The 14,541-nt window shown below is 68.5% G+C and carries 12 protein-coding genes; 7 read left to right on the top strand and 5 right to left on the bottom strand.

The annotated features are described in order from the left end of the window. The first annotated feature begins 192 nt into the window (after positions 1–192). Entirely contained in the window at positions 193–1,146 is a 954-nt protein-coding gene (locus tag IPG50_10870; GenBank protein MBK6692694.1) for an SPFH domain-containing protein, read from the top strand. Positions 1,147–1,156: 10 nt separating this feature from the next. On the opposite strand, the gene IPG50_10865 is transcribed toward IPG50_10870, so the two are convergent. The 3 genes from IPG50_10865 to IPG50_10855 all read right to left on the bottom strand — a co-directional run bounded on the left by IPG50_10865 (position 1,157) and on the right by IPG50_10855 (position 3,555). Next, positions 1,157–1,729, bottom strand: coding sequence for a hypothetical protein (locus tag IPG50_10865; protein ID MBK6692693.1), 573 nt, complete (start codon positions 1,727–1,729; stop codon positions 1,157–1,159). Between the two features lie 19 nt (positions 1,730–1,748). Next, the gene (locus tag IPG50_10860; protein ID MBK6692692.1) at positions 1,749–3,146 is read right to left on the bottom strand and encodes a hypothetical protein; all 1,398 of its coding nucleotides are present in this window, start codon (positions 3,144–3,146) and stop codon (positions 1,749–1,751) included. A 139-nt stretch (positions 3,147–3,285) separates the two neighbouring features. Beyond that, positions 3,286–3,555 (bottom strand): hypothetical protein, encoded by a 270-nt coding sequence (locus IPG50_10855; protein MBK6692691.1) that lies wholly within the window; start codon positions 3,553–3,555, stop codon positions 3,286–3,288. A gap of 352 nt (positions 3,556–3,907) precedes the next feature. Between IPG50_10855 and IPG50_10850 the strand changes: the two genes are divergently transcribed. The 6 genes from IPG50_10850 (at position 3,908) to IPG50_10825 (ending at position 13,493) form a co-directional block, all read left to right on the top strand. Then, on the top strand, positions 3,908–5,506 hold the full coding sequence (locus tag IPG50_10850) for a trypsin-like serine protease (protein ID MBK6692690.1): 1,599 nt from the start codon (positions 3,908–3,910) through the stop codon (positions 5,504–5,506). 125 nt (positions 5,507–5,631) lie between these two features. After that, positions 5,632–6,987, top strand: coding sequence for a hypothetical protein (locus IPG50_10845; protein ID MBK6692689.1), 1,356 nt, complete (start codon positions 5,632–5,634; stop codon positions 6,985–6,987). A 48-nt stretch (positions 6,988–7,035) separates the two neighbouring features. Next, the gene (locus tag IPG50_10840; GenBank protein ID MBK6692688.1) at positions 7,036–7,677 is read left to right on the top strand and encodes a CDGSH iron-sulfur domain-containing protein; all 642 of its coding nucleotides are present in this window, start codon (positions 7,036–7,038) and stop codon (positions 7,675–7,677) included. A gap of 40 nt (positions 7,678–7,717) precedes the next feature. After that, entirely contained in the window at positions 7,718–8,794 is a 1,077-nt protein-coding gene (locus IPG50_10835) for a CPBP family intramembrane metalloprotease (GenBank protein ID MBK6692687.1), read from the top strand. Between the two features lie 470 nt (positions 8,795–9,264). Further along, positions 9,265–11,790, top strand: a complete 2,526-nt coding sequence (locus IPG50_10830) for a PAS domain-containing protein (GenBank protein ID MBK6692686.1) — start codon at positions 9,265–9,267, stop codon at positions 11,788–11,790. Then, positions 11,787–13,493 (top strand): response regulator, encoded by a 1,707-nt coding sequence (locus IPG50_10825; protein MBK6692685.1) that lies wholly within the window; start codon positions 11,787–11,789, stop codon positions 13,491–13,493. Before IPG50_10830 ends, IPG50_10825 begins: the two co-directional genes overlap by 4 nt. A gap of 45 nt (positions 13,494–13,538) precedes the next feature. Here the strand turns inward: IPG50_10825 and IPG50_10820 are convergent, their stop codons facing one another. Then, on the bottom strand, positions 13,539–13,877 hold the full coding sequence (locus tag IPG50_10820) for a hypothetical protein (protein MBK6692684.1): 339 nt from the start codon (positions 13,875–13,877) through the stop codon (positions 13,539–13,541). Then, a complete protein-coding gene (locus IPG50_10815; protein MBK6692683.1) occupies positions 13,871–14,188 on the bottom strand; it encodes an RNA-binding protein in 318 nt (105 codons plus the stop codon). The genes IPG50_10820 and IPG50_10815 overlap by 7 nt, the downstream gene beginning before the upstream one ends. Positions 14,189–14,541 lie beyond the last annotated feature (353 nt).

The following is a 14,541-nucleotide window of genomic DNA, read 5'->3' as shown; positions in this document are numbered from 1 at the left end:
TCCGCCCTACCGCCACCGGAAAGTGGCCCATGGACCGGCGCCGTCCCGCAAGGTGGATCATCGTCGCTCCGACTCGGCCGCCTGGCTCCCTTCGCAGAGCTGATCAAGGACGCCAACGCCCCTGAGCCGCGCCCTACGCGAAAGTTGGCCGCCGCCGCGACGGCTAACGATCATCGGCCCGCTGGAGGTCTCATGCCGTTCGCTGCTCTCGCCGTCGTCGTCGTGCTCGCTGCGCTTGCGGGGCTGGGCGCCCTGCGTACGGTGGCGCAAGGCAACGTCGCCGTCGTCACGATGTTCGGCCGCTACCGGCGGCTGCTCTACCCGGGCCTGAACATCGTGATTCCCGTCGTTGAAAGCGTGCAGCGCGTCATCTCGGTGCAGAACCGCTCCGTCGAGCTCGCCTTTCAGGCCATCACGCAGGACCAGGCCAACGTCTACTTCAAGGCGATGCTCCTCTACTCGGTGCTCGATCAAGAAGAGCGCACGATCCTCAACGTGGCCTTCAAGTTCGTCGACGAGCAGAGCTTCGCGCAGGCGCTCTCTCGCACCGTCGAAGGCGCCGTTCGCTCCTTCGTGGCCACCAAGAAGCAGTCGGAGATCTTGGCGTTGCGCGGCGAGATCGTGACCGCCGTGAAGGCCTACCTCGACCCGAGCCTCGAGTCCTGGGGCTACCACCTCATCGATTTGCAGATCAACGACATCGTCTTCGATCAGGCGGTCATGGAATCGATGGCGCGCGTCGTCGCCTCGCAGAACATGCTCGCGGCGGCCGAGAACGAGGGCAAAGCGCTCCTCATCACCAAGACCCGCGGCGCCGAGGCCGACGGCAACGCCATCCGTATCAGCGCGGAGGCGGACCGTTCGGCTCAGCAGCTTCGTGGTCAAGGCATCGCGCTCTTCCGCGAAGAGGCGGCCCGCGGCATGAGCCTCGCGGCACGCGAAATGGAGCAAGCGGGGCTGAGCTCGTCGCTCATTCTCTTTCAAATGTGGACCGAGGCGATGAAACACATGGCGGAGACGGGGCGCGGCAACGTCCTCTTCCTCGACGGCTCGGCCAGCGGCATGGAGGGAACGCTGAAGCAGATGCTCGCCCTCCACGCGTCGTCGGCCAATCTCGCGGTGCCGCCGTCTCCGCGGCGCACCTGACGGAGGCCGCTTAGTCGGAGCCGCCGTCGGAGGGCGCGTCGGCGGGAGCGTCCGCGGCCGCATCCTTCGGAACCACGCTCTCGATCCACGCGAGCACGCACGCTTGCTTCGAGTTCGAGAGCGCGATGGCTGGCGGCATACGTGAGCCAAATGGCGGCGACGCGAGCAGCTTCGAGTAGATGGCGCTCTTCGGTGGCGCGCTCGGATCGATGAGCAGGACGCCTGCATCGCCATAGGCGGGCTTGCCCAAGAGTCGCGTCACGACATTGGGCGCTGTCAGGTCGAGCTCGCCCATCTTCTGGCCGCCGCCGTGACAGCCCCCGCACTTCGTCGGGAAGAGCACGCTCTCAACATCGGGGCACGGTCCGCCGTCGTCGACTTCTTGGAGCGGACCGAGGGGCGCGGTGCTGTCGAAGGCGACGGTCGACTGCGCGTCGGTGCTCGTGAATGCCGCGTCGGCGGCCACGCTCGCGTCCGCCTGCGAGGCCTCGCCGGCGTCTACGAACGCGTCTCTGTCGGCGAGCGAGCCGGGGCACGCCCAAAGGGCGAAGAGCCACGAGATTGCGAGCGCCCGTACTTTCATGGTGCGTCCTCTCCGAAGCTCAAAGGCGTAGCGTCATCCCGAAGTCGGCACGCACGATTTCGTCGAGCGCGCCGCCGGCCACGGTCGCGTCGCCGGGCGCCGGCGTGAACGAATAGAAGAAGCGGCGGTAGGCGCCCCCGGCTCGAAGCTCGAAGCTCTTCACGATGGGGAGCACGAGCGCGCCGTCAGCCTCGAGGCCGCCGACCTTCGCGTCGCGGAGGCGGCCGCTGAGCTCGCCGGAAGAGAGCACCGCCAGGTATCCACCGCCGACCAAGAGGGCGAGCGGGCCCAGCGGCAGCCTCACTTCGAGGCGAGGCCGAAGCGTGCGATACGCGACCGACGGCGTGTCGAGCGGAAGCGCCGCGGGGTTCGGATCGCGAAACAGGAAGGACTCCTGACCGTAGCTCCCCGAGACGTAGAACGCGGGGACGTGCCACCCGCGACCGACCCGAATGCGAAGCTTCGCGCCCGCGTCGACGCGGGTCCACACGATCGGGATGCGCGTGCCGTCGGGCAGGTCGACAGACTGACCGAGTCCGCGCTTGAAGTCGCCGAACATGCCGAGGTCTTGCAGGAACACCGCGCCGCTTCGCGCGAGGGGGTAGAAGTCGAGCGCCACCGAGGGCGTCGGCACCGCACCCGAGCTGTAGGGCTTGAGGTTGGATGAGACGAGATCGCGGTAGCCGATGTGGCGCGTAGCGAGCTCCATCGCGAGCGTGGCCTCCAACACCGGGGGCAGCTCGCGCGTCGTCTCCGTCGGCGGCGGCACCCCCACCACGGCTTCCGCGGCGGGGTCCTTCGCCGCCTCGGTCGGTGGGGCCACTGCTGCGACCACCTTTTCTGGCGGTGGTTCAGCTTTTGGCGGAACCGCTGCTGCGGGCGTTGGAGGCGCCGCTTCGGGCTCCTTCGAGGGCGCTAGAATGGCCAGCTCGTTGGCGATGCTCTTCTGGACGAGCGCGGCATCGTTGGCGGGCGCGTCGAGCGTGAGCACCGTGTCCACGAGCGTCGAGCCCACGGTTGACACGAGGAGCACCCGCGCCTTGCGCTTCTTGCCGGGGGCGACGCGGACGACGAGCGCTGCCTTGCCGCCGACGTCTTCCGTGACCTGAGCGAGCTTCTCCAGGTACGGGCCCTTGGTCTTGGGCTTGTCGAGGGCCTTGGGGCTCGTCGCGAGCTTGCGCGTCTTCGCAGCCTTCGCCACGGACTTCGCGTCGGCGCGGGCCCACGGCTCTGGCAGCGAGGCGCCGATGGCGCTCTTCAATTTGTCGCCGCCAGCGCCTTCAACGATGACGACGAGGCTCGCCTTGGTCTCCTTCGCTTCCTCTTTTGCGACCGCGGTCCTGGCGGACAGCGAGAGCAGGAGCGGCGCAGGCGAGAGGAGCACGAGCGCCAACAGCGCACGCTGCACAACTCTCATGGTCGACGGGGGGCGACGAACGACCATCGGCCGGAGGGTAACCGGGTCGGCCGACGCGGCCAACGGATTCAACTCCGATGGCCGCTGTCCTCACACCGGTGCCTCGCCATCGCGAGCCGCGGCCTGTTCAGTGCGTCGCTCAGTGCGTGACGAGCGCCTGCCGGTCGATGACACGCTCGACGTTCGGGAGACCATGGACCAACTGGCGCTTGTTGCCGCAGCGTCCGTCGCTGTCTTCGGGCCCCGAGATCGGAGCCGGGATCCCGCGGTTCTCCTTGAGGGGCCCCATCGCCAAGACGTCCTTCGTGGCGACGCTGTCGTCGACGGCCGTTGCGACGTCCTCGTCACCGGCCTCCACCGCACAGCCCATCATCATGAGTGCACCTACGAGCCAAGCAAACCGAACCATGTGACCTCCTCGACTAAAGCGGCAGGGGTTGATGTGATGTCTGATGAACGCTCGCCGCGTTCGCGCAGCGGTTAGACGCCCGGCGCATTTTTATGCGTACGGCACATGGGGCTCTCGGTTCAATCCGCACGGACGCCCAGCTCTCCGATTTGGACGACCTTTCCGGCGCGTGAGCGGCGTTCTCTCCGCATAGGCGCCACCGGCTGGGACCAGCGGGATCCTGACCTGGGAGCGCGTCTCTCGTGAGAGTCACCCACGTGTGGCCGCACCGTGACCCGCGAGCGCAACCGCTTGGTTTCCTTGCTCAACGCCCCCGACTCTCCATGGCATGGGGTGTGCTGTAGGGAGCCGTATGCTCCGCAACCTCCGCAACTCGCTCCTCTCCGCATCCCTCCTCTCGCTGCTTGCGCCACTCGCCGCTTGCAGCGCTGGTGACGCCGCCTCGGAAGAGGTCGACGAAGACAACGGCGCCCTACTCGGCGGCACCGAATCGACCGCCGAGGACGACGCTGTCTTCGCGCTCTATCGGCGCGGCGAACCCTGGTGCGCCGCGACGCTCATCGCGCCGAACGTGCTCCTGACGGCGCTCCACTGCGTCGCCGATCTGGACACGAGCGGACCGCAGCCGATGGTCGGTGCGCGCCTTATGCCGCAGGAGCTCTCGGTGCACTTCGGCAACAAGCCGAGCGCCAATCGCGCCGCCATCGTGTCGCGGATCGTCGTCCCCGACGCCGTCGAGAAGGCTCAAGGCCCCGTGCCGCTTCGCTCCATCGACATCGCGGCGCTCTACGTTCAGCCCATCGACGCGAGCTTCGCGCAGGTCAAGCCGCGCACCGTTTCTCAGAAGCCCTCGCAAGGTGACTCCACCGTTCGTGTCGTTGGCTACACGACCGTCGCGCGCGACCCCTTTGGCTTCTTCACCCAGCTTCGCCGCGAACGTCGCGACGGCGTCTACGTCTGGGCTGGCGCCCAAGAACGCTCCCTCGTGCAGGCGGTCCTCGAGGACGGTCGCTCGTTCTACTGGCGCTATCGCGCCGCCGAGCTGACGACCGAGGTCGTCGCCTGCGGCAGCGACAGCGGCGGACCCGCCTTCGACCTCGCGGGCAACCTCGTCGGCATCGTTGCCGGCGTCGTCGGGGAGTGCGCGCAAGGCTCGCTGTCGGTGTTCACCGACGTCGCGTCGCAGGCGCCGTTCCTCCAGAAGCTCCTCGGCGGGACGTCGCAGCTCTGTCTGACGGACGCGCAGTGCGGCGCCGCGGCCTCCGGTCGTGTCTGCGACGCGAAGACCAACCGGTGCATGCTCGGTTGCCGAGTTGGTTCCAATCAGTGCGGTGCCGGCACCACCTGCTCGGTCCAGGGGCAACCGGTGGGTACGCTCGGCATCTGTCGCGGCCCGAACGGAGCCGGTCCCAGCGACCCGCTCTACAACCAAGGGCCCTACACGGCGCCGGAAGCGGCCAAGTGCCCCGGCGACCCCCTCTGCCCGCAGACGCCCGGCACGCGCGAGTGTCAGGTCGATGCAGAATGCAAGGGACAGGTCGGCGCGAAGCCGCGCGTCTGCGACATCCCGCGCGGCCGTTGCCTCGACGGTTGTCGCGTGGCGGCCCAAGGCATGTGCAGCGCGGGCCAGGCGTGCGGCGCATCGGCCGACGATCCGAACATCGGCCTTTGCCAGGCGGCCCAGACGCCTCCGCCAGTGGCGAACACGCCCCCCGCTTCGCCGCCCACCATTCAATCGGAGCCGCCCGCAGCGGGCGAACACCCCGACGCGATCGTCGGTCCCGGTGGCGAGAGCGGCGACGCGGGCCCGAAGAAGAAGAAGAAGAGCAAGGCCGCCGGCGACGACGGCGGGTGCTCTGTTTCACAGAGTGGCGCGCCGGCGCCAGCGGGTTTTGCGGTCGCGCTTGGCCTCGCGCTGGCGCTCGCTAGCCGTCGCCGCGCACGGCGCTAGCGGCGCGCGATTGTGCTTCCCAACGCCGCGGGGCAAGGGCGATCCACGCTACGCCTGCGCAGGGCCACGACGAAGCGGTTGCTTGCGCAGGGGATGTCGGCTGTCATGCTACAGACATGCTCCCCGTGACGGGCCTTGCACGACGCTTGGCTCGCGTATCGTCCGCGCTGTTCGTCGTCGCGTTGCTCACGACCGCCGTCGGTTGTGGCGCGTCGAAGAAGAAGATCGCGAGCGCCGAGGACGTGCAGGGCCCCGCGAGCGACGAGCCCCCGCCGCGATGGGAGTCGGCCGGCGAGACGGCGCCGCCGGAGAAGCCAGCCACGCCGCCGGTCGTCGATGCGGAGCCGGCGAAGCCCGGCAAGCCCGGGGCACCCGCGCCGAAGGCGGCGACGAGCGGCGCGTCACCGGCCGCCGCCGCGGCGAGCCCAAAGGGGGCCGCGAAGGACTCGCTCAAAGCGGCCCGCGATGCGGGCAAGGCCGCTGGCGCGCGCGCCTTGGCGGAGCGCGCCGCCATGAAGGAAGCGAAGGAGGCGAAGGAAGGGAAGGCGCGCGGCGGCGGCGCACGGGCCGATTCGCTCTCGGCGCGTCCCTCCGCGTCTGTCGGCGTCGCCGCGCCGACGCCTGCTGCGCCCGCCCCTCCTCCTGCCGCTGCGGCGACGGCTCCCGCGGCAACAGCCGCGGCACCTGCCAAGAGCGCGCGCGCGGAGACGACGTCCGCCTCCGGGCCCCTCGTGCCCGACGACCAACTGCTCGCCCCGGTCATGGCGGCGACGACCCGCGCGGCGCCACCGAAGATTCGAACCGAAGAGCCCCGCAGCGAGCCCGTGACGGAGCGTCCCCGTGAAGAGCCGGCGCCCGCGCGCTACGAGCCGCCGCCCCCGCGCCGGGCTCCGCTCGATGACCCGCCACCACGGCGTGCGCCCGTCGACGACCCACCGTCGCGGCGAGGCAGCAGCGAGGACTCGCGTCGGTCTTTGAGCGACGGTCCTTCGCGTCGTCCATCGTACGACGACGCCGATCGGCTTCCGGCGCCGGCGCCCGGTGATCTTCAAGGACTCATCGCCGGCAAGCGCGTCGCGTTTCGCCGCGGGCTCATCCTCGGCAACCGGCGTCACGGCTACGCGCTCCAGGCGTTCGAGTCGACGAGCACCGTGTTCAAGGGGGCCGAGCTCGACGTGCGAATCGACGGCGAGTTGGTCCGTGGTCGGCCCATCCCAGTGACGGTGATCTTCCTGCAAATCAGCGACGAAAAGGCCGAAAACGGCGTTCGTGAGCTCGAGTGTCAGGGGCGCGGCGATGTCATCTTCGACACGCTCCCTCAGCTCCCGAAGAAATTCGTGCGCGACGAGACGGAGGCTGGCGACGCGCGCATCGACTTGGCCGTCCGCGTCATCTGCTCACGAACGTCGCGCGACGTTGGCGCCCTGACGGTCGAAGGCAAGGTCACGTCGCGTGTGCTCGTGACGCCGCCGGATCTTTAGTCCAGCTCGTCAGTTGCAGAACGACCGCCCCTTCGCTACTCACGGGGCATGTCAAACGGCGGCGTCGAAGAGGTTCGCGGCAAGAAGGTCCTCCTCAAGTTCGAGGGGAAGAAGTGCATCCACTCGCGCCAGTGCGTGCTTGGCCGCCCCGACGTGTTCGTGCCCAACGTGAGCGGCGAATGGATCCATCCTGACGCCGCGACGCCAGAAGAGCTGGCCGCGCTCGCCCAGTCGTGCCCGTCGGGCGCGATTCAATACGAACGCCTCGATGGCGGCGCGCAAGAAGCCGCGCCCATCGTGAACCTGGCGCGGGTTCGTGAAAATGGTCCCCTCGCCCTTCACGCGGAGCTCGAAGTCGACGGGCAGAAGGTCGGCTACCGCGCGACCTTGTGTCGTTGCGGTGCCTCGCAGAACAAGCCTTTCTGCGACGGCGCTCACGCCACCGCCGGATTCACCGCCACCGGTGAGCCGGGCACGGACGCCAGCGAAGCGCTCCAAGCTCGCAACGGCTGCGTCAAGGTGACCGCCGCCAAGGACGGCCCCTTGCTCGTCGATGGCAACCTCGAGCTCGTGTCGGGGACCGGCCGGACGCTCAATCGCGTGGTCAAGACGGCGCTGTGCCGCTGCGGTCAATCGGGAAAGAAGCCCTATTGCGACGGCACCCATCGAAAGGTCGGCTTCAAGAGCTGACGCCTGAAATTTCTTCGGCGCCCCGCGCGAAAGGGGCTCGATGAGTCAGAGCGAAGCGCGCCGTAGTCTGTTCTTCTTTTCGGTGCTCTTCCTCGTGGCGAGCGCCGCCCTCGAGCTCGCGATCATGCGTCGCGGTCCGACGCTGGCTTCTGCGGGGCCTCTGGTCTTGGCGCTCATGTGGACGCCCGGCCTCGCGAGCCTCGCGGTTCGCCTCTTCCGTCGTGAGGGCATCGGCGACGCGAGCTTTCGCTTCGGCGGTCGCCGCGGCGCTCACGCCATCGCCGTTGTCGTCGCCTATCCGATGGTCGTTGGCGTTATCGCCTACGGGCTCGCTTGGGCGACATCCCTCGCCACCTTCGCGCCGCCGGTGTCGACGATGGGCATCCGGCCCGGCAGCGACGCGGGCCGCTTCTTCGTGCGCCTCGCCTTCGCGCTCCTGCCCGGCGTCCCGCTCTCGCTCATCGCGGCGCTCGGTGAAGAGATCGGTTGGCGCGGCTACTTCCTCCCGCGGCTCGTCGCAGCCGGCGTGAGACGACCGCTCTTCGTGAGTGGCCTCGTCTGGGGACTTTGGCACGTGCCTCTCATCGCGTCGGGGCACTACGCCGTCGGTCCGTATCCGCTCTTGTCGAGCGTCGTGTTCCTCGCGTCGGTGATGGCGGCGAGCTACCTCTTTGGTTGGGCCCGCCTCTACAGCGGCAGCCTGTGGCCTGCGGCTCTGGCGCACGCCGCATGGAACTCCATCATTCAAGGCGTCTTCGACGCGTCCACCGTGGGCTCGTCGAGCCTCTCATCGACGAACATCTGGGTCGGTGAGTCGGGGCTACTGGTCGCGGGGGCAAGCCTCGTCGTGGTCGGCACGTTCTTGAAGTGGCGCAAGCGGGCTCGCGCTGGCTGCTGCCGAAGGCGGCGCGATGCCCCTCGCGGCACCCGTCGCCTGAGGCCTCAGCGAGCGAGCTTGAAGGCGAGCGCGAGGGCCACGAGGGTCGCCAAGGCCAGGACGATCCAAAGCGCGCGACTGCGCGGCTTGAGGGCGCTCGGATCCGACGAGTGCACAGTGATGTTCTTCAGGGCCGCCATGGTCGAGACCCGGTGCAGCGTCTGTGCTCCGTCGCCGTAGTCGACGCGACCGTCGGCGAGGTACCGCTCTCCGTCGTCGCCGATGGCCTCGGCGCCTAGCCGATCGGCGACTTCTCCAAGCTTGGCGCACCACTCGTCGTCGAGGTCATCAACGTGCACTTCGCCGCCGCGCCACACGAAAATCGCCTCGCCCCAAACGAAGCGCGGAGGCCCTGAGTCGAGCGGAGCCTCTTCCCTTAGGTCCGGCGTGCCACGGGCGGCGGAGAGCCACTGGTCGAGCGAAATCGCGCCAGCTTTGCGCCTGATATGAACCGCGTACCCCAAGTCAGAGGATCGTGGCAGCGCCACTGGTTTGGGTCAATTCCTCTTCGGAAAGGGAGGGGAAGCGGAGCCAGGATCGGCTACCGTGTCCGCAAGGGGAAGATGAAGGCGCGACCGAAGCGGGCGGCGCCGATGAAGGCGAAGCCGCGAGGGAGGCCCGCTGTAGGCCGGCCCCTGGCGTTTCCTGTCGTGGGGATCGGTGCGTCAGCGGGTGGCCTCGAGAGCTTGCAGCGCTTCATGAGCCACGTTTCGCCAAGCAGCGGACAGGCCTTCGTCGTCGTTCAGCACATGGCCCCGACGCACCCAGGGCTCCTCGCCGAGCTCCTGCAGCGCGCGACGCCGTTGCCGGTCGTCGAAGTCGAGTCTGGCGTTCGCGTGAAGCCCAACCGCGTCTACGTGATCCCACCGAACAAGAACATGGCCTTCACGCAGGGCACGCTTCAGCTCTCGGCCCCAACGGTGCGTCGCGGGCTACGTCTCCCCATCGACTACTTCTTCGTCTCGCTCGCCGACGAGTTGGGCGAGCGATGCGTTGGTGTCTTGCTTTCGGGCATGGGCGCCGACGGGACCAAGGGGATGGCGGCTATGGCCAAACGCGGCGGGGCCCTCTTCGTCGAGAGTCCCGCGTCGGCCAAGTTCGACGCGATGCCCAGGAGTGCGCTCGAAGCAGGCCTCGGCGCCATCGCTGCTCCCGTCGAGGAGCTCCCCGAGCGGATCGCTTCGCACAGCGCGGCGCGCGGCACGTTGACCGAAGTCTCGCCGGTCGTCGCGACGCAGGACGACGCGACGGCACCGGACCTTCGCGCGATCGTCGGCGTGGTTCGCGAAGTCACCGGTCGCGACTTCTCGCACTACAAGCGAGGCACCGTTGAGCGTCGCATCGACCGCCGGCGCATGGTGCACGGCCTCGCGAGCGTCTCGGACTACGCGAGCTTCCTCCGAGCGAATCCGAAGGAAGCTGAGCTTCTGTTGGCGGAGCTGATGGTCGGGGTGACGAGCTTCTTTCGCGATCCTGCCGTGTGGGCGGAGCTAGAGAGGGAGACGCTGCCGGAGCTCCTCGCCGCGTGCCCCGAGGGCTCCACCGTGCGCGCCTGGGTCCCCGCGTGCTCCACGGGCGAGGAAGCGTACTCGTTGGCCATCGTGCTGCACGAGGCCGCGGCCACCCTGCGGCCGCAAAAGCACCTCAAGCTCCAGCTCTTCGCCACGGACCTCGACGCCCACGCCATCGACCGCGCGCGGCAGGGCGTCTACCCAAAGGATGTCGCGAAGGACGTCGGGCCAGCGCGCCTTCGGAAGTTCTTCGTGGCGACCGACCAAGGCTATCGAATCGCGAAGGAGATTCGCGACAGCGTCGTGTTTGCCACCCACGACCTCCTGCAGGACCCGCCGCTCACCAAGCTGCAGCTGCTCAGTTGTCGCAACCTGCTCATCTACTTGGACGCGGTGCTTCAGGAGCGACTCATCCCCCTCTTTCACTACGCGCTCGCTCCCGGGGGGATCCTTGTGCTCGGTGCGGCGGAGACGACGGGCACCTTCACGCATCTCTTCTCGCCGGCCACGCGGGGACAGAGGCGCATCTACCGGCGCGCCCCCGAGGTTGCGCCGCCAGCCGGCGGGGCGCCCCGCCTCGTGACACCGGCTCATGAGGCGAGCGCGCCAAGGCCGGCGCTCCTTCCCCGTCATGTCGATATTCGGTCGCGAGTGGAACGCTTCCTGCTCGGGCGGTATGCCCCGGCGGCCATCCTGACGAGCCAATCGGGCGACGTGCTCTACGTGAGCGGTCGAACGGGAGCTTACCTCGAGCTTCCCGCCGGCAAGGCCAATTGGAACGTGCTCGCGATGGCCCGCGAGGGTCTGCGGCACGCGCTAGCGGTCGCTTTTCAGGGCGCGGTCCAGGGGAAGAGGGCCGTCACGTCCAAAGGCCTCCGTGTCGTGAGCGACGGCGCGACCCGCTGGCTCGACGTGACCGTCGAACCGATGCGCGAGGCCGGCGCCCTCGCGAACGCGCTGCTCGTCATTTTTGTCGAAGGTGCGCGGCCAACGCGCTCGCGCGCGGCTCCAGTGAAGAATCGCCGCGGGGCCCCGAAGCTCTCGCAGGTGACGCAAGCGCTCGCCGAGGCGCGCGAGGACGTACGCCTGACTCGCGAAGCGATGCGCGCCTCGCAGGAGGAGCTCGAGGCGACCAATCGTGAGCTGTGGGCCGCCAACGAGGAGCTGCAGTCGGCGAACGAAGAGCTCACCACCTCGAAAGAGGAATCTCAGTCAATGAACGAGGAGCTCCAGACGCTCAACCATGAGCTCGAGACGAAGCTCGTGGAGCTGTCGCGCGCGAGCAACGACATGGAGAACCTCCTCGAGAGCACGGAGATCGCGGTGCTCTTCTTGGACCGCGAGCTCCGCGTTCGGCGCTTCACGGCGCAAGCGGCCACCCTCATCAAGCTCATCCCCGGGGACGTCGGGCGGCCCCTCGCGGATCTCGCGTCGACGCTCGCCTATCCGTCGCTCTTCGACGACGCGCATGAGGTGCTCCGCACCCTCGCGTTCAAGGAACGCACCGTCGTCCGGCGTGACGGCCGTGAGCTGGCCGTTCGCATCATGCCCTACCGCACGAGTGATCACCGCATCGAGGGTCTGGTCATCACGTTCACGGGACCGCCGCGTACGCCGCCGCCAACCTCCGTGCGGCCAAAAAAGCAGCCAAAGGGGGAGCGATGAAGAAGCGCGAAGGTGTGACGCCGGCCGAGCGAAGGCGACGTGCGGAGCTTCGACTGCGCGAGCGAAAACATGCCTCGGGAGGCGCCAAAGCGCCGAGTCTTGAGGAGGCTGTGGCGGCGCTCAACGAACTCGAAGTCCACCAGCTCGAGCTCGAGATGCAGACGGAGGAGCTGCTTCAAGCTCAAGGCGAGCTCGACGAAGCACTCGAACGCTACACGCAGCTCTACGACGCAGCGCCGGTTGGCTACGCCACGCTCAATGCCGAGGGCGATGTGCAGAAGGTCAACCTGACGGGCGCTCGCATGCTCGGCGCGCGCCGCGCCGAGGTCGTCGACCGACGCCTCGCCGCGTTCATTGCAGCCGGCGATCGCCCAGCCTTCGCCGCCGCGCTGGCGCGCGCGCTTTTGACCCGCGTCGAAGCCGAATGCGAGCTGTCTCTCGAGGGGGCGGGGGCTGACGCGAGCATCGTGCAGATGGTTCTGTCGGGCACGAGCGCCGACTCCTGCGGTGTCATCATCGTGGACATCACGGCCCGGCGCCGCGCCGAAGAGAAGCTCCGCCTGGCCCAGACGATGGACGCCATGGGGCGCCTCGCCAGCGGCCTCGCCCACGACTTCAACAACGCTCTGGCGATCATCCTGACGCACGCATCCTTGGCGCTCGATGCGGTGGGGCCTTCGTCAGCGTCGTACGCGGATCTCGCTGAGGTGAAGGCCGCGGCGGAGCGGGCTGCCTGTGTGACGCGCCGCCTCCTCGCTTTCAGCAGGCGCCAGCAGCCGCACCGCGGCACGTGTTGCGACGTCAACCGCGTCGTCGGTGATCTGGCGACAGCGTTGCGCGCCCTCCTCGGCGAGCGCGTCAAGCTGGTGTTCGCGCTCGGAGCCGAACGCGCCTTCGCAAACATCGCAGCCGACGAGCTCGAGCGCCTCGTTACGAATCTCGTATGCAACGCTCGCGACGCCATGCCCAGCGGTGGGACCGTCGCGCTCGCAACGGCCAACCGCGCGCCTCATTCCGCCGATGGCGAAGACTCCGGCGGTGAGTGCTTGGTGTTGACGGTCGCGGACGATGGCACCGGCATGACGCCGGAAACGGCGGCGCGAGTCTTCGAGCCGCTCTTTACGACGAAGGACGAGGGGGGCACCGGGCTAGGCCTCGCGGTCGTCTATGGCATCGTCCAAGAGGCTGGCGGCGAGATCTCCGTGCGGAGCACGCTGGGGCAAGGAACAACCTTCGAGGTCTGCCTGCCAGCGGCCGCCAAAGGCGCGAGCACGGCCGTCCCCGCCGACCGAGCGACGCCCGAGGGACGGCCGCCGTCTCGAGAGGGCGCCGCTGAGACCATCATGGTCGTCGATGACGAGGCGGCGCTCCGTCGCGCGTTCGCGCGGGTGCTGAAGTCGGCGGGATACGTCGTGCTCACGGCGGAGAGCGGGGAAGCGGCGCTCGAGCTCGCGGCGCAACATGAGGGACAGCTCCACCTCGTCGTCACCGACGTCAGCATGCCCGGGATGTCAGGAACGGAGCTGGGGCGCGGGCTAAAGGAGGCGCGTCCAGATGCCAAGGTGCTCTACATGTCGGGGCGCGCGGCCCAAATCGCCGCGAACACAAGGCCACTGCTCGCAAAGCCGTGTTCCCTCGAAGCTCTCACGGCGAAGGTGCGCGAGGTCCTCGACCGCGGGCCGACTCCCGACGCGGTCGCGTAGCGCGCCGAGTCGTCGGTCTGCCTGAAGCGGCCTTGGCCCTGGGACTCAGACGGCGCGGACGGCCGTGAGCGCGCGCTCGACACCGCTCCAATCGATGGGCGCAAGGCCAAGGATCGGTGCGCGTTCGGTCCACGTCTTCGCGACTTCGCGGAGGGCTTCGAGCTTCGTACCCGCCGCCGCTGACGCGACGAACGCGTCAGCGGTGTTGCTCATGCGAGCATCGATGCGATAGCGGTCCGCGCTCGCTTCTACGTTCTCCGTTGCGACCCGGATCGCCAAGCGATGCCCAGCGCAATCGAGATCGCAGGCGAGCGTCTCCTTGTCGCGGAACTGCAGCACGATGCGCACCGCGCGCGCACCGCCCTCCGCGTCTTTCTTCACCATCCGCGATGGCCGCCGCGCGAGTTGCGGTCACCACCGCCGCCACCGCCGCCGCCACCACCGCGCGGGCGCTCTTCCGCTTCGTTCACGCGGAGCGGGCGACCCGCGAGGAGCGTGCCGTTGAGCTCGCTGATGGCGCGCTGCGCCGTGCCGCTCTCGCCCATGGTGACGAACGCGAAGCCGCGCGACCGGCCGGTCTCGCGATCCATGACGACCTGCACGTCGGTGACTTCGCCGATTTCAGCGAAGTGAGCGCGGACGGCGTCCGAGGACGCGTCAAAGGACAGGTTTCCAACGTAAAGGCGGTTTCCCATGATGATTCTCTCTCGTGTTCTGGCGCATCGAGCGCCGCTTTGGCTTGGAAGGTCGGAAGGTCCTACCGTCCGATGAGCCGGAGGTTCGCGGAGCCATCTCCGCGTCCTCACGTTGACGAGCTCGCCGAGCCAAGCGCGATCCCAGTTGCGAGAGAGCGAGTTGCCTTGCGTGAAACGTGTTCGTGAGCGAGGCGCACACTACGGGCACGGGGAGACTCACGCAAGGCGGCGCGGCACGATTGTTGGTGCCAACATTGCTTTGGGCCCAAAAGTCGCTACGGTGACCACTGCGTTCTCGTCGAAAGCGAATCGACGCATCCTCGCCCGCTGCAGCTGCACGCGAGAGGGGATGC

This window comes from Myxococcales bacterium (genome assembly GCA_016703425.1).
Lineage (GTDB): Bacteria > Myxococcota_A > Polyangia > Polyangiales > Polyangiaceae > JADJCA01.
This window is presented reverse-complemented; position numbering and strand designations above follow the sequence as displayed.